Source organism: Haladaptatus caseinilyticus (assembly GCF_026248685.1).
Lineage (GTDB): Archaea > Halobacteriota > Halobacteria > Halobacteriales > Haladaptataceae > Haladaptatus > Haladaptatus caseinilyticus.
In genome coordinates, this window is sequence record NZ_CP111036.1 from 682,505 (window position 1) to 697,914 (window position 15,410).

Consider the following 15,410-nt stretch of genomic DNA (forward strand, 5'->3'; position numbering starts at 1 on the left):
TACCTTCCGTTTCCATACACGAAATCATGAGTATGTATCGATACACCGTCCGACGGCTCCTTCAGATCATACCGGTCTTGTTGGGCGTGTTCACACTCACGTTCGTGATGATGCACGCACTGCCTGGAAATCCGGTGCGCATCTACCTCGGACTAAATCCCAGTCAAGAACTCGCAGATGAACTGATCCGTCAATATGGGTTCGACCGACCACTCTGGCAACAGTATCTCGACTACCTCGGACGGGTTCTCACCGGGAACCTCGGTGAATCGTTCCTGCTGAAACGTCCCGTTGCCGACCTCATGTTGGAACGCCTCGGGCCGACTCTCACCCTGATGGGCCTTTCGTACGTCATCGCACTCCCGATTTCGCTCCTGCTCGGCGTTTATGCCGCCTCGCGGCACAACGAGTTGGGCGATCACGTCTCGCGGTTTTTCGGACTGGCGGGTCTCTCGACCCCGAACTTCTGGCTCGGTCTAATGCTGATCTTCCTGTTCGCCTACGAACTGGGCTGGCTTCCCGCCTCGGGCTACGTTCCGTTCGCACAAGACCCGGTGGAGTCGGCGAAACGACTCGTCATGCCCGTAATCACGCTGGCGACCGCACAGACCGCGACGTTGATGCGAATGACGCGCTCCAGCATGGTCGAGGAGCTATCACAGGACTACGTCCAAACGGCCCGGGCGTTCGGCCTGCCGGAGCGACGCATCCTGCTCAAACACGCCTTCAGAAACGCACTCCTACCGCTGGTGACCATCATCGGGCTACAGCTGTCGTTTCTGCTGGACGGCAGCGTCATCGCCGAGAAGATATTCGCCATTCCGGGCATGGGCCGTCTGTTCTTCAAGGGAATAACGAAACAGGACTACGGTATCATCATGGGAATGACGCTGTCGTTCGCGTTGTTGTTCCTCGTCGGCGTCCTGCTGACCGACCTCGCGTACGCCTACATCGACCCGCGAATCAGATACGACTGATATGAGTACGAGCAAATCACTTACCGAGACGGGCATCGACACCGAAAGCCGGCTTATGGGGACGATTCGGGAACTCCGACACAGTCCAACGGCAATCGCTGGCGCAGTTATCGTCGGAATCCTCGTCGTGCTGGCCATTTTCTCGACCATCGACCTCATGGTGTTCGATAAGAGCCTTATTACCGCGATTCACGCGGACCCCCACGTGCAGAACACAGCCGAATCCTACTCGGCCCCCTCCCTCGACCATCCGATGGGAACGGACAATTTCGGTCGGGACGTGCTCTCTCGAATCGTTTACGGAAGCCGAATCGCGCTCGCCATTGGTATCATTTCCGTCGGAATCAGCTTCCTTGGCGGAATCGTGTGTGGCGCTGCGGCGGCCTACTTCGGCGGTCGAATCGATGACCTCATCATGCGTCTGTTAGAGGTATTGTACTCGATTCCGAGCCTCGTCCTCGCGATGACTATGATGGCGATCATGGGACCGAGCGTCTACAACCTCTTCATCGCCTACGGGGTCATCGGTATCCCAGCATACGCCCGTGTGATGCGCTCCGAGGTGCTTTCCATCCGCGAAGAGGAGTACGTCGAAGCGGCTCGAGCCGCCGGACTGCCGAACCGAACCATCCTTTTCCGTGAAATCGTCCCGAATGGATTGGCTGCGGTCGTCGTGCAGGGAACGCTCTCGATGGGCGGCGTCATTATCGGCGCGGCTGCACTGTCGTTCCTCGGATTCGGCGTGCAACCGCCGACCGCGTCGTGGGGGCGGATGCTGAATCAAGCACAAGAAGCCATGATCATCGCCCCGTGGGTCGCGGTGTTCCCCGGCCTGATGATTTTCCTCACCGTGATGGGGTTCAATCTGCTCGGCGACGGTCTCCGAGACGCCATGGACCCCAGAACGACGCTCCGCAAGGCGAACTGGGACGAACTGGACGACGATTTCCTCTCCAGCGAGAGTACGATGCGCGACGACCCCGACCCGGTAACCGAGAATCCGGCTACGGATGGCGGAACGCAGAGCGAAGATGAAACTGACGGGAGGCGAACGCAATGAGTCTCCTCGAAGTCGAAGACCTCCGGACGTACTTCTACACCGAAGAAGGAATCGTCCAAGCCGTCGATGGCGTGAGCTTCGAAGTGGACCGCGGCGAGACGCTTGGGTTGGTCGGCGAGAGTGGGGCCGGAAAGAGCGTGACGGTGAAGAGCCTCCTCGGACTCATCAACCCACCCGGCAAGGTGGTCGACGGAACGGTTCGGTTCGACGGTCGTGACCTCACCGCCTGCACCGAACGCGAACTTCGACGGGACGTCCGCGGGAGCGAGATTTCGTTCGTCTTCCAAGACCCGATGTCGGCGTTGAACCCCGTCTTTACGGTCGGAAATCAGATCGCCGAAATCGTGGAATATCACACCGACTGCACGGAGTCGGAAGCTCACGACAGGGCGGTCGAACTGCTCGACGACGTGGGAATTCCGGATCCTGAACAGCGGGCCGATCAGTACCCACACGAGTTCTCGGGCGGGATGCGCCAGCGGGCGCTCATCGCGATGGCACTGTCGTGCAGCCCGAAACTCATCATCGCGGACGAACCGACGACGGCGCTGGACGTGACGATTCAAGCACAGATTTTGGACCTGTTCGACGAGATTCAGGAGAAATACGACACGAGCGTCGTCTACGTCACCCACGACCTCGGCGTCGTCCGGGAAGTCTGTGACCGCGTTGCCGTGATGTACCTCGGAAAAGTGGTCGAACAGGCACCCTACGACGAACTGTACCGAAACCCGAAACACCCCTATACGCAGTCGCTCCTGCGGTCGGTCGTCCGACCCGACCGGCAGGCGGACGACCTGAATCCCATCGAGGGGACGATGCCGAGTGCGATCGACCCGCCCTCCGGCTGTCGGTTCCGTACGCGCTGTCCCGTCGCCGTCGATGACTGCTCGCGAATCGAGCCGCCACGCGTCGGTGTGGGACCGAATCACGACTCGGCGTGTATCCTCTATAAAGACGACTACGGAGCGAACGAGCCGATGCTACACGAACGAGGTCAACGATGAGTCAACGCCTGCAGCAACGCCCGGAACGAGCCGACGAACCGCTACTCAGGGTCGAAAACCTGACGAAACACTTTCCGGTCAACACGGGCCTCATTGGTTCGCTCCGATGGAATTCGGATGATGGGTTTCCGATCGAGCTGGACAGTCGGAGCGTCAGAGCGGTCGATGGCGTGAGCTTCGACCTCTATCCCGGCGAAACCCTGGGTGTCGTCGGCGAATCCGGCTGTGGCAAATCGACGCTCGCACGAACCCTTCTTGGCTTAACGGAACCGACCGACGGCGCAGTCGAGTTCCGCGGCGTCAGAACGACGACGTTCGACGGCGACGCGAAACACGAATTTCGACGAAACGCCCAGATGGTGTTCCAAGATCCACAGTCCAGTCTCAATCCGCGTCGAAAAGTCGGGAACATCATCGCGGACCCGCTCGAAGCGGCAGGGTGGAACGAAGGACGACGCAGGGAGCGCGTCCGCGAACTGCTCGGTCAGGTCGGCCTGAAGGAGGAGCATTACGGACGGTACCCACACGAGTTCTCGGGCGGACAACGCCAACGAATCAACCTGGCACGGGCGCTGTCGATCAATCCCGACCTCGTCATCGCCGACGAACCCGTGAGTGGTCTCGATATGAGCGTGCAGGCACAGATCCTCTCGCTCATGCAGGATTTACAGGAGGAGTACGGCCTCACGTACCTGTTCATCACGCACGACCTCTCCGTCATCAGGAACGTCGCAGACCGCGTCGCGGTGATGTACCTCGGTGATTTCGTGGAAACTGGCCCGGTTAACCGATTGTTTACCGACCCGCATCATCCCTACACGCGCGCCCTGCTGGATTCGGTTCCGAATCCGGACCCGGACACGCGCGGTGTGGAATCGAGATTGGTCGGCGACGTCCCGAGTCCGAGCGATCCCCCTTCGGGCTGTAAGTTTCACACCCGCTGTCCCGAACTCATCATTCCTGACCCGTTCACTCGGGACACATATCGCGAATACATGGACCTCCGGAACGACGTACGGGACGAGAACCTGCAAACGGATACCGATCCAGCGTCGGTTCGCTCGCATTATTTCACGGCGAGCCTTCCGGCGGCGGTCGACCGGACCATCGAACGGGCCATCTCGAACGCGGCGGACGGAGACTGGGATGAGGCGCAATCAACGCTCGCGGAATATCTGTCGCCCTGCGAAGCGCACATTCCGAAACTGGAATCAGTCGCCGACGGGCAGCTGTCGGCCTGTCACTTGGAGAGCGACGAGCGAGAGGCATTTTCGTGGTAACCGGAGCGTCCTTTGCGTCGAGCGTGGTGGCCAAAGAACTCGGCGGCGACGAACTGATAGCACACGACCCGGACGTTCCGCTTCCGCCAGCATCGAACACGAAACTACTCACCGCCGCACTGGCCTACCACCATCTCGGCCCGGACTATCGGTTCGAGACGAACGTTTCTCGATCCGGCGATTCCCTTGTGCTCGCAGGGCGGGGAAATCCATCGCTTTCGCTCGACCGATTGTCGGTCCTTGCCGAACGCGTCGGAAACAACGGCATCGGCACAGTGACGAACGTCATCGCCGACGTGGGATGGTTCTCCGAAGCATCCCGTGGGCCGGGATGGATGTGGGAAGACGGACGGCACGAGTACGGTGCGAAGAGCACGGCACTCGCGCTCGACGGAAATACAGTCTCGGTAACGGTGACGGGCACGGAGGTCGAGATAACCCCACGAACGAGTGCTATCGAACTCGACACGAACATCGACCCGTCCGCGGACGAGTTACGAATGTTTCGTGACGACGATACGATTCGTATCGAAGGACGATCACCTGACGAATCGAACACCGAGCGCGTCCCGGTCGGTGACCCGGTTTGTCACTGCCTGCTCGCGTTCCGGGACGCGCTGGAAGCGGTCGGGGTGGCTCACATCGGCGGTCTGCACGTCACGGAAAAACCGAAGTCGGGCGAACCGATAGCGACGGTGAAATCGCCGCCGGTCTCCGAACTCGTTCGGGAGATGAACGTGCCATCCGACAACTTCCTCGCGGAACAACTCGCTCGAAACATCGCCAAAGAGGTTCGTGGAAAGGGGTCGTGGAGCGAATGGGAAACAGTCATCGAGGAGTTCCTCGATTCCCGCACCGTCGGCGCGTTCAGAATTCGAGACGGGTCCGGGCTATCGCGGTACAATCTGATTTCCGCCCGTGGCATCGTTCGCGTCCTCGAATGGGTCACGGAGCAACCGTGGTCGGAGACGTTTTTCAACTCGCTCCCGAAACCCGGCGAGGGAACCCTCGAAGATCGACTGTCGGATGTTGGCTGCGACGTTCGAGCGAAAACGGGAACCCTCACCGGAAGCAGAACGCTCTCCGGAATCGTTCGTCGGGATAACGGACGGAGCGACGTGATTTTTTCCGTGCTTCTCGGGGGGTTGACCGCCGAGGACGAAGAGAACGCACGGGAGACCATCGACGATTTCGTTCGGGAACTGGCGGAGTGAGTTCGCGAGCGTTTTTATTCGAAGACGGGCCAAGGGGAGTCGATGGACTTCCTCGTTCGATCTGTGGTTTAGGTGTTACTGGGTGCAGTTAAAAATCACGGGGACGGTTTCAACCGGAGACGACGTCTCAGGCGAACAGGGTTCCGCCGAAAGGTGGACAGGTATCGAAATACGCCCCGTGTCAGCGTCACCTCCCAACCACCGACTTCGAACTATCCGTACCACTCGTTTCGGCCCGCACCTGCGGCGCGTAACATCGCCACCGAGGCTTCGAATACGCCGGCGTAGTCCGTCCCCTCGACGCGAGTCGTCCGGCCTCCCGCTCGTTCGACGGACGGTAGCCCTGCCGCACGAGCGGCTTGATTCGTCGTCGCCCAGTCGGCCTCGATAGCGATCGGTTCGTCCGGAACCGATTGCTCGAAGTCGTCGGTTGCGGCCCGTCGAACCGCCCGCTCCGCGGCGGTTCGAATCCGTTCGCGGGCCGCCTCAATCGGAAGACAGTCGGCCGTGAATCGGTCGATTCCGTCCTTGACGACGGCAGTTTCCACGTCCCCCAGTTCGTCACGAGCCTCGGTTTCGGTCGCGTCGTCGCCCGTCACGAGCCCGATCGGAACGCCGAGCGAGCGGGCGAGTCCGGCGTTCCATCCGAGTTCGCCGACCTCGCCGTCGTTCACGCGAAGCGCGACGAGTTCTTGCGCGTAGAACGTGTGGTTCAGGACGGCCGCAGGCGTTCCGGCCTTGGCGTGATAGCCGATGAAAAAGGCGACGCCGTGGTCAGCGGTCAGTCCCTGCATCATGGACCGGGGTTTCGTTCCACCCCGAATCAAGCGAGCGCCGTCGTGGAGCGCACTCCGAGGGAGGTTCGTCATCGAGGAATGTGAATCGTTGACGAGCACTCTCTCCGCGCCAGCCGCGAGTGAACCTTCGACTGCGGCGTTCACGTCGCCGACCATCAGCTTCCGTCCATCGTCGTAGTCCGCTTCGTCTTTCACGACGTCGCGCGGGTCGGCGATGCCCGTGATGCCTTCCATATCGGCGGAAACGAAGACGTTCATCGTGACGCCTCCAGCGTTCGTTCGACCTTCGCCAGCGTTCGTTCCCACGTCGCCCGTTTCGAAAAGACGTGATTTTCGCCGGGGTAGTGGTCGGCGTCGAACTCCTTTCCGAGGTCGGTGAGCGTTTCCACGACGAGGTCCAACTGTTCGAAGTTGACGTAGCTGTCGGCGGTCCCGTGGAAGTTGTACAGTGGCGCCTCGTAGCGATCCATGTGCGTCACCGGCGATGCTTCGGCCCAGCGTTCCGGGACGTCCCACGGTTCGCCACCCATCCGGAGCACTTCCGCGGAGGTAGCGGCCGGATATTTCGTCTCTTCTGCCCAGTCGCGATATAGTTCGAGGTCCGCGAGTCCGGCGAGGTTGATACCGAGCGAGAATACGTCGGGATGTGTACCGAGCACTTGGAGCGTGGCGTAGCCACCGTACGAAAGTCCCCAGACGGCGACCGAGTCGGAATCGACATAGTCGAGTTCTTTTAGATACTGTCCCGCCCGTGCAACGTCCTCGATTTCGTCGGCACCTCTGACGCCCGCGATCGCCTGTCGAAAGTCCCGACCATAGCCGATACCACCGCGGTAGTTGACGAATAGACCGATGTATCCCCTTTCGGCGAGATACTGATGAAACGTGTAGAACAGGCTGTAGGAGCGCGATGGGTGCCAGCCATCGCGCATCTGGCGCATCGGTCCGCCGTGAACACAGACGACCGCAGGCAGGTCGGTCGCATCGCCCGCAACCGTCTCGAATTTTCGGGGGTCGAGCAGATAGCTCTCGATGTGCCGGCCCGCGCTTTCGAACTCGATTCGCTCCGGCTCGATGGGTGGGACTGGCCAGTTCTCGACTGACGACCGAGTGATTCGATTGGTGTGCCCATCCACATCGACACGAAGTTCCGGCGAACGGTGGCGGTCCGCGTGTAGATACGCGAGCGCACTACCGTCGGGGGATGGACGGGGTGAGACGTTCGTCCCTGCCGTTTCGACGAGTGATTCCGTCGCACCGTCGAGCGTGACCGAAAAGATGTGACGTTGTCCGGCGTCGTTTCGATTCGAGGCGAAGACGAGGGTCTCGTCGTCGCGCCATTGCGGCGCCCCGTCGGCGACTCCTTTGTCCTCGAACGTGCCTTCCGTCAGTTGCGTGCGTTCGCCAGTCTCGGTATCGACCACGTGGACGTGATCCCAGCCGTCGAGTGGAAGCGTGAGCGCGATTCGGGTTCCATCGGGGGACACCTCCGTTGCTCCCTGTGAGACGACGCCGCGTTCGCGGTCGATTTCCCGGGCGAGAACGGTTTCCTCGCCGGTCGTCGGATCGACTGCGACGATGCGTCGCACGCGTCCACCCTCACCTTGCTGGTCGAAGACGATGCGACCGTCGGCCAACCACGTGGGACTTCTGCTCGCCGTCTCGTCTCGAGTACGCCACACCAGTTCGTCGTTCTCGACATCGACGACGCCGATCTGCGTCGTCCCGTCGTCGACGAATCGATACGCGAGAGAGACGTCGTCGTCCGACCACGCAAACATCCGGGATTCACCGAGGAACGGACCACGTACCGGTACGTCGTACGTTCGTTCGTCGCCCGTTACGGCGTCACGAACGACGGGTCGGCCGTCGCGATAGAAGGCGAATCGGGACCCGTCGTTCGACCACGTGTAAGCTTCGCGGTCGTCCGAACCGGATATGAGTCGTCGTGTCGTCCGTTCGTTCGGGACGGCGAGGAGGAGGTCGCCACCGTCGGTGGCGACGAGCAGTTCCGGAGCGGTCGGTGACCACGAAAATTCGGAGACGAAGCCTTCTTCGGGAGCGAAACGCCACGTCCGGTCTCCCGTTCGGTCGGAGACGAGGAGAACGTTTCCGTCGTCTTCGTACATCGTGGTGGCGAGAAATTCACCGTCCGAAGACCACGAGGGAGGAGCGGGATACTCCACGTCGAGAACGTCGGAAAGCGTGAGGTTCGATGACATACCATCGTAAATTACGTACTCCCTCATAGCGATTCCCACTTCGGCGAGGTCGACGGGAACGGTTCGGTCGAGCGGTCAGTAGTTCCGTCCGGCGAGTTTCGTCAGAAACGCGTCGAGTACTTTCTGCTCACCCTTCCGGAGATGTTCGAGGAAGGTCGGGCCGCTGATACCGAAATTCTCGGCGATATCGTTTGCCGATATCTCGCGTGGCCAATTGTAGTAGCCGGCATCGTGTGCTTCGAAGAGACACTCCGTCTGCCGGGTCGATAGCGAGTCGTAGATCTGATCGCTGGTGTCGGCAAATTCGACGTTATCTCGGGGGTTTACCTCCTGTATCGCTTCCAGTGTGATATCGTACTCCCCTTCCATTCTGGCGAACACGGCTTCGAGTCGGTCGGAGCGCACGAGGACTGTCCAGTGTTCGTATCCACCGGTGATATGAACCGGTTCGATGGGCATGAACTCCGAATTGACGATTTCGGGGACGATGCTCGATGCGCGTTGATACGTGACGACGATACGGGCACGGCTCCCACCGTCCTTTAGAATGGCGGTGCTCTCGACCACGCGGTGGGCGTCGATGGCTTCGACCAGCGTTTCGATATCGTGGTCACCCTCGGAAACGAGGATGAAATCCCCCTTGACCGTCTCGTCGGTCGGGTAGAGCGACTTTTCCAGAATGTGTGTTCCATCGAACTCCTCGGTCACTTCGAGGGTCCAACAGCCCGGATGCCACAGTTTGAGTTCGACCTGTCGATGTGAAGTCCCATCGTGTTGGTCTCTGACGTGGATAACACTCATGATACGTGGTCACACCACTCAGTGAAAAATTTGTATACTTTTCAACGTACATTTAGCGCTGGGCGGCCCAAACCGCGGTCGCACCGAGCAGAATCGCCGGAACCAGCGGTACGACGATGTATGCGAACTTGAACGGGAGATACGGCGGATTGATGTAGATGAGCAGTGGCGCGATGATGAACGCCAGTACCATCACTGCAACCAAAACCCATCCACTTCGTCCGAACTCCCTGTTTTCAGCCATCACAGTTCGCTATCCGGTTTGACGACGACTTTTCCAAACCCATCGCGGTTCTCGAGTAGTTCGTGAGCGCGTGCCGTCTCGCTCATCGGAAGCACCGCTCGAATCGCGGGTTCGAAGGTACCGTCCCAGACCAGTTCCATCACGTCGTCCGCCTCGCCGTGGGATGCCATCGTGGAACCGATGACCGAGAGCTGATTCCAGAAGATGCGGTTGATGTCGGTTTCCGGTCGTCCGCCCGTCGTCGCACCGCAGGTGAGAACCCGTCCGCCCTTGGCCAGACTCTTTAGGGAATCCTGCCATGTGGCCGCACCGATGTGGTCTACCACCACATCGACGCCGCGTTTGCCAGTTAGTTCACGAATTTGGTGGGCGAAGTCGTCGTCCTCATAGTTGATGGCGTAGTCCGCACCGAGTTCGTGAGCGTGGTCGAGTTTTTCCTCGCTACTTCCCGTGGCATACACCGTCGCACCTGCGTAGTCGGCGATTTGAACGGCGGCGTGGCCGACGCCGCCGGACGCGCCGAGGACCAGCACGTCCTCACCGGGTCGAACGTCGCCACGCGTGAGAAGCATGCGCCACGCAGTTTGGAAGACGAGTGGCGCGGCGGCAGCAGTCTCCCACGAAACGTCCTCCGGGACCGGGAGCAGATTGTCCTCTGGAATCGCGGCGAGTTCGCTGTGAACGCCGCGAATGTGCTCGCCGATGATATGGTATTTGACACACAGCGAATGTTCGCCGTGGCGGCAGTACTCGCAGTTTCCGCAACTGACGCCCGCCGAGAGGGCGACGCGGTCGCCGGGCTCGAATCGGGTTACGCCCTCGCCGACCTCGATGACTTCGCCCGCACCGTCACTGCCGGGGACGTGTGGCATATCGAGCGTGAGTCCGGGCAACCCACGTCGCGTCCACACGTCCAAGTGGTTCAGCGCGCCCGCCTTCATATCGACGAGAACTTCGTCGCGCGCAGGTTCCGGGTCGGGGAACTCCGCGTAGTCGATAACCTCCGTCCCGCCGTGTCCTTCGAACTGGACGGCTTTCATGTACAGTTGGTTAGAGGGGAGGCGTAAAACTGTAACTCAACGGATTCGCCGACGACTTTTAGGAAGCGCAACGGGAAAGAACGGCCATGGTCGATCTTCAGTCACGTGACACACGCCGGGCATCGACGGACGACGAAGACGAGGAAGTGGGGGACGAATCGAATACGGGGAAGGACGGGAACCACCACGACGACCAGCGGCACGAACACGACCATCACGCACACGACGTAGACGAACTCGGGTTTGGCGTCGTCACCGTCTCGTCCTCGCGTTCGCTCGACGAGGACCCCGCGGGAGATGCCATCGCCGAACTGGTCGAAAGCGAAGGGCACGACTTGGTGACCCGTGAATTAGTCGCGGACGATTACGATTCAGTACAAAAAACAGTGGATAACCTCGTCGGCAGAAAGGACGTCGATGTGGTCGTGACGACCGGTGGAACCGGCGTCACGCCCGACGACGTGACCGTCGAGGCGGTAACACCGCTCCTCGAAAAGGAACTTCCGGGATTCGGTGAACTGTTCCGCACCCTCTCCTACGACGAAATCGGGACGAAAGTCGTCGGGACGAGAACGACAGCAGGTGTCGTCGATGGTGTCATCGTCTGTTGTCTTCCCGGGAGCGAAAACGCGGTTCGCCTCGGTACCGACGAAATCCTCCTGCCGGAAGTAGGTCACCTCGTCGGACTCTCCGGACGGGAGTAGGGATGGAATCTTAGAGACGAAGCGGTTCCGCCACTTCCCATCGAGAAGTGAACTGGCTGTTCACGTTCGCGGCGAACTCCGGATCCTTGAGGTCGATCATGGCGAACGCTTCGCCCGGTGAGAGGGGGTTTGCGACCTCGATACACACCTCTATTTCGTCGATGAGATTGAACGTCCCATCGAGTTTCGAGGTCGTCCGCACGGAGAATTTCGGATGGTCGGAGAGGGTGGTCGCGTATCGGTCACCGACGCTCGGCGGCAACGTGCGGACGAGTTCCGGCGACATGAGCACCGAGACTTCGACGTCACGGGAGAGGGCTTGCTCGATATGTTTGGTGACGGTTTCACCGACATCACCGATGTCGAACGTCGGCGACACACGACCAGCAACCATGACAATGCGATCCTCGGCGGCGTCCAACCGTTCGATCAGCAGTTCGAGTGATTCTTCCGGGCCGACTGCCGCCGTCCAAAATCCTTCCTCGATGGGCGGTTCCGTGTTGTCGAGTTCCGTTCCCAACTCATCGACGATGTCCTCGTACTGCTCCGCTTTCGCGTCCAGTTCCTGCAGTTTGTCGTCCAGCAGTCGGTCGAGCGCGGTTCCCGGTTCGACGGCGACGTACTTTTTCGGACGACTCGCGCTCTGACTGCGGACGAGGTTGTGCGTCTCCAAACTGTTGAGGACGTCGTATATTCGACCCATCGGAACTTCACTCGCGCGCGAAAGCTCCTTCGCCGTGGTCGGACCGGTGTTCAACAGTGCCCGATACGCCCGCGCTTCGTATTCGGAGAGGCCTAAATCGCGGAGACTTGCCATATCTGTTGACATTACGCTAGCTCTATAAAAACGCTACGTGCGTTCGCCGAGATTTTAACCGCATGCTCGTTTTTATCTACTGATTGCATTTTAAAACAAATCCGCTGCGAGTTCGTTCAGTTCGGCAGGTGTGCTCGCCGGGTCGGATACCGTGTCTTCTGCAACGAGGTAGGCGTGTCCATCCTCGAATTCGCCGTCCGCGTTCGGGACGACAACTTTCTCGTGGTCCGCAATCCGGAGTGCAGCGCGATGAAGGTCGGATCCGGACGGCGTAGCGACGACGATCGTGAGTGGTTGTCTACACACGCGCGATGCCGCGGTTCCGTAGCCAGCAACCTGAACACCGATTCGGTCCGCCGCGCCGGCAAAAGCACCGAGTGCCTCCGCTGCCGTCTCCTCGTATCGTGGGTCGTCGGTGAGAACTGAGAGGTCCACCAGTGCGTCGGCGAGCGCCGCGTTTCCATCGACGGGACGGAGCGGCCGGTCGAGCAGTCCAGGCCCTTCGATCGGTCCGTCGACGAACGCGCCGTCGTCCTGCTGAAGCGTATCGATCGTGTAGTCGGTGACTTCGCACGCAGTGTCGAGGTAGCCGGAATTCCCGTCGTCAGTTCCGTCTCCAAGTACTTGGGCGGCGGTGGTGAACGCACGAACGACGTACGCCTGGTCGGCGAGCAGTCCGGATTCGCCCCCCTCGATTTCGTCACTCTCGTCGCCGTCTCGATAGTGGGCGACGGCACCGTCATCGATGAGCGAATCGAGAAAGTCGAGAGTTCGTTCGGCGTAGCGACGAGCGTGGTCGTCGTCAGTGTAGGCCGCAAACGTCAGTAAGGCATCCGCTGCCAGCGCGTTCCAGTCGGCGAAGGCGGTCGAATCGATGGCCGGGGCGTCTTCGCTCTCGCGGTCGCTCGCATCACCATCGTAGTATCCATCGCCGGGTTGCTGGCTTCCACCGAAGGCCTCGCCGTTCCAGAGCGTCGTCGTCAGATATTCGATCGTTTTCTCGGCGGGGTCGCGGTAGCGTTCCTCGCCCGTGTACAGGTAGGCGTTCGCGTATGCGCGCACGAGTGCGGCGTTTGCGTCGAGCACTTTTTCGTGATGAACGTCGTTCCAGTCGCGAGTTCCCGCGTAGCGGAAGAATCCACCCTCGTAGTCGTCGAAAAGGTTCGCCGTGATCGGCGACAAGGTGGCGAGTGCGCGCTCCCGGTCTCGTTTCAGCGCGAATTCGACGGTCCGAGGGAGCGGGAACTTCGCATCGTCACCCCATCCGCCATGTGTCGCGTCGAATCGGTCCTCGACCTGTCCGACCAGGAGGCGCTCGATTTCCTCGGTTACGTCGTCAGCGGGCGGGTTTTGGTCGCGTACGTTTCGCGGCACCTGTGCCGCTTCTCGCCCTTTGTGTTTCCAGAGGTCGCGAACCTGCCCGACGACCTGTCGCATCGTGTCGTGGTCGAGGAAGGTCGCACCGGTCAGATGTTCGCCTTCCGGCGTGAGGAAGACCGTCGTCGGGAATCCGCCCATGTTGTATCGCTCGCGAACGCGGGGATGTCGGTCGATATCCACTCGGACCGGGACGAACGAGTCGTTGACGTTCGCCGCCAACGTCGGTATCGAATACGTCGTCTCGTCCATCTCGTGACACCACGAACACCACCGCGCGGAGAGGGACAGGAGGACGGGTTTGTTCTCGTCTTGCGCCTCGGAAAAGGCGTCCGAACCCCACTCTCGCCACTCGATCTTCGTTCCTTTCGCGGACTCGTCCATGCGCGGGGGTTTGGGATGGACGGGGAAGTGATTTCGGAATCGCGCGCTTGGGGGAGACGGTTTCGAAGGGTATCGCCAGGACTGTTGACTTGTGGGAGTTCGCAAGGCGAGATTCACGTGAAACGGTGAGCGGTTCGATCGGTACGACTCAAATAACGTGCGTTCGGGCGTGCAACCTCGAAGGTCGTCGCTGTATCACCCTCGTTGCCGTCGTCGGTGTATCAACAGTCGAGCACGGAAAAAAACTGTCCGCGACTCCTCGGCGTCGTTATTCGTCGTGAACTTCGATCGACTCGAGCACGACGTCGCTCTTCGGTTTGTCCTGTCGGTCCGTGTCCACGGAGCCGATTTCCGTGACGACATCCATGCCGTCGATGACTTCGCCGAAGACGGAGTGTTTGTTGTCGAGGTGCGGCGTCGGGGCGAGCGTGATGAAGAACTGCGAGCCGTTGGTGTTCGGGCCGGAGTTCGCCATCGAGAGGATGCCCTCGCTGTCGTGTTTGAGTTCGGGGTGGAACTCGTCGTCGAACTGGTAGCCGGGACCGCCGCGGCCGGTTCCGGTCGGGTCGCCGCCCTGAATCATGAAGTCGTCGATGACGCGGTGGAAGAGCACGTCGTCGTAGAGGGGTTCGCCGGAGACTTTGTCGCCGGATTTCGGGTCGGTCCAGTCCCGGTCGCCCGTCGCGAGTCCGACGAAGTTCTGGACGGTGCGGGGTGCGCGCTCGTCGAACAGTCGTACCTCGATGTCGCCGTGGTTCGTGTGAAGCGTGGCTGTCAGGTCGTCTGCCATAGACGAACCGTCTATCTCCAGGGGAAAAAAGCGTTCTATCCTATCTGCTCGCGGTCGTGTACAGCAATGGGGCGATAACCAGCAGTGCGACGCCGAGATAGGCGAAGTGGGCCGGTGCACCCATCGCCACGACGATGAGGAACAGCAGACCGAACAGGATGGTGTTCAACGACAGTACCTTCCGGGACTTTAGCGGAATCGCGGCCAGTAGTGAGAGCGCGAACAGGACGAAGACCGCCTGTCCCACGTTGTATTTGATGAGGAAGTCGTCGATGAGTGGGAGTGGGACGAACTCAAGCATTCCTGTCCGTGAGTCGGTGTGAGTTCTCCTTTAAACTTCCGCTATGCCCCGCTCGATCCGGTCAGTTCCAGCGGTCTGACCCAGATGTACCAGATGAGAAGCGCGGCGGTGAGATAGCCCGTGTAGAAGACGGCAGTACCGACCAGCCCGTATCCCATCTCGGTCAACACGTATTTCGACATCCCGGGGACGATGACACCGAGCGCCAGCGCCAGCCCGAATCGCACCTTTCCAGCCGCGTTCCCTGTGCTCATACCACCGCCTACGTATTCGACCCGGGTGAATCGCTCGGTTCGGGTTCAGCGAAATGGACACCCGTGGGAGTACGAAAATCAATGACCCGTCCGGCCGTGAAACGTTTCGAACATGGATCGCGACGGGACGCTCGCCGGGAT

At 60.4% G+C, this 15,410-nt stretch carries 16 protein-coding genes; 6 read left to right on the plus strand and 10 right to left on the minus strand.

Going from position 1 to position 15,410, the window contains the following annotated elements:
- The first annotated feature begins 26 nt into the window (after positions 1-26).
- The 5 genes from OOF89_RS03880 to dacB are packed head-to-tail and all read left to right on the plus strand — an operon-like array spanning position 27 to position 5,538.
- Entirely contained in the window at positions 27-977 is a 951-nt protein-coding gene (locus tag OOF89_RS03880; RefSeq protein ID WP_266078635.1) for an ABC transporter permease, read from the plus strand.
- Position 978: 1 nt separating this feature from the next.
- Positions 979-2,037 (plus strand): ABC transporter permease, encoded by a 1,059-nt coding sequence (locus tag OOF89_RS03885; RefSeq protein WP_266078637.1) that lies wholly within the window; start codon positions 979-981, stop codon positions 2,035-2,037.
- Entirely contained in the window at positions 2,034-3,044 is a 1,011-nt protein-coding gene (locus tag OOF89_RS03890) for an ABC transporter ATP-binding protein (protein ID WP_266078638.1), read from the plus strand. Before OOF89_RS03885 ends, OOF89_RS03890 begins: the two co-directional genes overlap by 4 nt.
- A complete protein-coding gene (locus tag OOF89_RS03895) occupies positions 3,041-4,324 on the plus strand; it encodes an ABC transporter ATP-binding protein (RefSeq protein ID WP_266078640.1) in 1,284 nt (427 codons plus the stop codon). The genes OOF89_RS03890 and OOF89_RS03895 overlap by 4 nt, the downstream gene beginning before the upstream one ends.
- The gene (dacB, locus tag OOF89_RS03900; protein WP_266078642.1) at positions 4,318-5,538 is read left to right on the plus strand and encodes a D-alanyl-D-alanine carboxypeptidase/D-alanyl-D-alanine endopeptidase; all 1,221 of its coding nucleotides are present in this window, start codon (positions 4,318-4,320) and stop codon (positions 5,536-5,538) included. The genes OOF89_RS03895 and dacB overlap by 7 nt, the downstream gene beginning before the upstream one ends.
- Before the next feature lie 212 nt (positions 5,539-5,750).
- Here dacB and OOF89_RS03905 read toward each other — a convergent pair whose 3' ends face one another.
- The 5 genes from OOF89_RS03905 to OOF89_RS03925 all read right to left on the minus strand — a co-directional run bounded on the left by OOF89_RS03905 (position 5,751) and on the right by OOF89_RS03925 (position 10,642).
- Positions 5,751-6,593: a M55 family metallopeptidase gene (locus tag OOF89_RS03905; protein ID WP_266078644.1), complete on the minus strand. Its 843-nt coding sequence runs from the start codon at positions 6,591-6,593 to the stop codon at positions 5,751-5,753.
- A complete protein-coding gene (locus OOF89_RS03910) occupies positions 6,590-8,557 on the minus strand; it encodes a S9 family peptidase (protein ID WP_266078647.1) in 1,968 nt (655 codons plus the stop codon). The genes OOF89_RS03905 and OOF89_RS03910 overlap by 4 nt, the downstream gene beginning before the upstream one ends.
- Positions 8,558-8,632: 75 nt before the next feature.
- Positions 8,633-9,358: a helix-turn-helix domain-containing protein gene (locus OOF89_RS03915; protein ID WP_266078649.1), complete on the minus strand. Its 726-nt coding sequence runs from the start codon at positions 9,356-9,358 to the stop codon at positions 8,633-8,635.
- 52 nt (positions 9,359-9,410) lie between these two features.
- The gene (locus tag OOF89_RS03920) at positions 9,411-9,602 is read right to left on the minus strand and encodes a hypothetical protein (protein ID WP_266078651.1); all 192 of its coding nucleotides are present in this window, start codon (positions 9,600-9,602) and stop codon (positions 9,411-9,413) included.
- Entirely contained in the window at positions 9,602-10,642 is a 1,041-nt protein-coding gene (locus OOF89_RS03925) for a zinc-binding dehydrogenase (RefSeq protein ID WP_266078653.1), read from the minus strand. The genes OOF89_RS03920 and OOF89_RS03925 overlap by 1 nt, the downstream gene beginning before the upstream one ends.
- Positions 10,643-10,728: 86 nt before the next feature.
- Here OOF89_RS03925 and OOF89_RS03930 point away from each other — a divergent pair, with 86 nt between their 5' ends.
- The gene (locus tag OOF89_RS03930; protein ID WP_266078655.1) at positions 10,729-11,346 is read left to right on the plus strand and encodes a MogA/MoaB family molybdenum cofactor biosynthesis protein; all 618 of its coding nucleotides are present in this window, start codon (positions 10,729-10,731) and stop codon (positions 11,344-11,346) included.
- 10 nt (positions 11,347-11,356) lie between these two features.
- Here the strand turns inward: OOF89_RS03930 and OOF89_RS03935 are convergent, their stop codons facing one another.
- The 5 genes from OOF89_RS03935 to OOF89_RS03955 form a co-directional block, all read right to left on the minus strand.
- Positions 11,357-12,163, minus strand: a complete 807-nt coding sequence (locus tag OOF89_RS03935) for a TrmB family transcriptional regulator (RefSeq protein ID WP_266078657.1) — start codon at positions 12,161-12,163, stop codon at positions 11,357-11,359.
- A 90-nt stretch (positions 12,164-12,253) separates the two neighbouring features.
- Positions 12,254-13,924 carry a DUF255 domain-containing protein gene (locus OOF89_RS03940; RefSeq protein ID WP_266078660.1) on the minus strand — a complete coding sequence of 557 codons (1,671 nt, stop codon included), beginning with the start codon at positions 13,922-13,924 and terminating at the stop codon, positions 12,254-12,256.
- Positions 13,925-14,192: 268 nt separating this feature from the next.
- The gene (locus OOF89_RS03945) at positions 14,193-14,714 is read right to left on the minus strand and encodes a peptidylprolyl isomerase (RefSeq protein WP_266078662.1); all 522 of its coding nucleotides are present in this window, start codon (positions 14,712-14,714) and stop codon (positions 14,193-14,195) included.
- Positions 14,715-14,754: 40 nt separating this feature from the next.
- The gene (locus tag OOF89_RS03950) at positions 14,755-15,015 is read right to left on the minus strand and encodes a hypothetical protein (protein ID WP_266078664.1); all 261 of its coding nucleotides are present in this window, start codon (positions 15,013-15,015) and stop codon (positions 14,755-14,757) included.
- A 41-nt stretch (positions 15,016-15,056) separates the two neighbouring features.
- Complete coding sequence (locus OOF89_RS03955) at positions 15,057-15,269, minus strand: hypothetical protein (protein WP_266078666.1); 213 nt, start codon at positions 15,267-15,269, stop codon at positions 15,057-15,059.
- Between the last annotated feature and the right edge of the window lie 141 nt (positions 15,270-15,410).

Excerpts from the sequence above, each read along its gene's own strand:
- OOF89_RS03915 (WP_266078649.1), bottom strand. The coding sequence starts at position 9,358 with ATGAGTGTTATCCACGTCAGAGACCAACACGATGGGACTTCACATCGA.
- OOF89_RS03895 (WP_266078640.1), top strand. The coding sequence starts at position 3,041 with ATGAGTCAACGCCTGCAGCAACGCCCGGAACGAGCCGACGAACCGCTA.
- OOF89_RS03950 (WP_266078664.1), bottom strand. The coding sequence starts at position 15,015 with ATGCTTGAGTTCGTCCCACTCCCACTCATCGACGACTTCCTCATCAAA.
- OOF89_RS03880 (WP_266078635.1), top strand. The coding sequence starts at position 27 with ATGAGTATGTATCGATACACCGTCCGACGGCTCCTTCAGATCATACCG.
- OOF89_RS03940 (WP_266078660.1), bottom strand. The coding sequence starts at position 13,924 with ATGGACGAGTCCGCGAAAGGAACGAAGATCGAGTGGCGAGAGTGGGGT.
- OOF89_RS03925 (WP_266078653.1), bottom strand. The coding sequence starts at position 10,642 with ATGAAAGCCGTCCAGTTCGAAGGACACGGCGGGACGGAGGTTATCGAC.
- OOF89_RS03955 (WP_266078666.1), bottom strand. The coding sequence starts at position 15,269 with ATGAGCACAGGGAACGCGGCTGGAAAGGTGCGATTCGGGCTGGCGCTG.
- OOF89_RS03905 (WP_266078644.1), bottom strand. The coding sequence starts at position 6,593 with ATGAACGTCTTCGTTTCCGCCGATATGGAAGGCATCACGGGCATCGCC.
- OOF89_RS03885 (WP_266078637.1), top strand. The coding sequence starts at position 979 with ATGAGTACGAGCAAATCACTTACCGAGACGGGCATCGACACCGAAAGC.
- OOF89_RS03935 (WP_266078657.1), bottom strand. The coding sequence starts at position 12,163 with ATGGCAAGTCTCCGCGATTTAGGCCTCTCCGAATACGAAGCGCGGGCG.
- OOF89_RS03890 (WP_266078638.1), top strand. The coding sequence starts at position 2,034 with ATGAGTCTCCTCGAAGTCGAAGACCTCCGGACGTACTTCTACACCGAA.
- OOF89_RS03945 (WP_266078662.1), bottom strand. The coding sequence starts at position 14,714 with ATGGCAGACGACCTGACAGCCACGCTTCACACGAACCACGGCGACATC.
- OOF89_RS03930 (WP_266078655.1), top strand. The coding sequence starts at position 10,729 with ATGGTCGATCTTCAGTCACGTGACACACGCCGGGCATCGACGGACGAC.
- OOF89_RS03920 (WP_266078651.1), bottom strand. The coding sequence starts at position 9,602 with ATGGCTGAAAACAGGGAGTTCGGACGAAGTGGATGGGTTTTGGTTGCA.
- OOF89_RS03910 (WP_266078647.1), bottom strand. The coding sequence starts at position 8,557 with ATGTCATCGAACCTCACGCTTTCCGACGTTCTCGACGTGGAGTATCCC.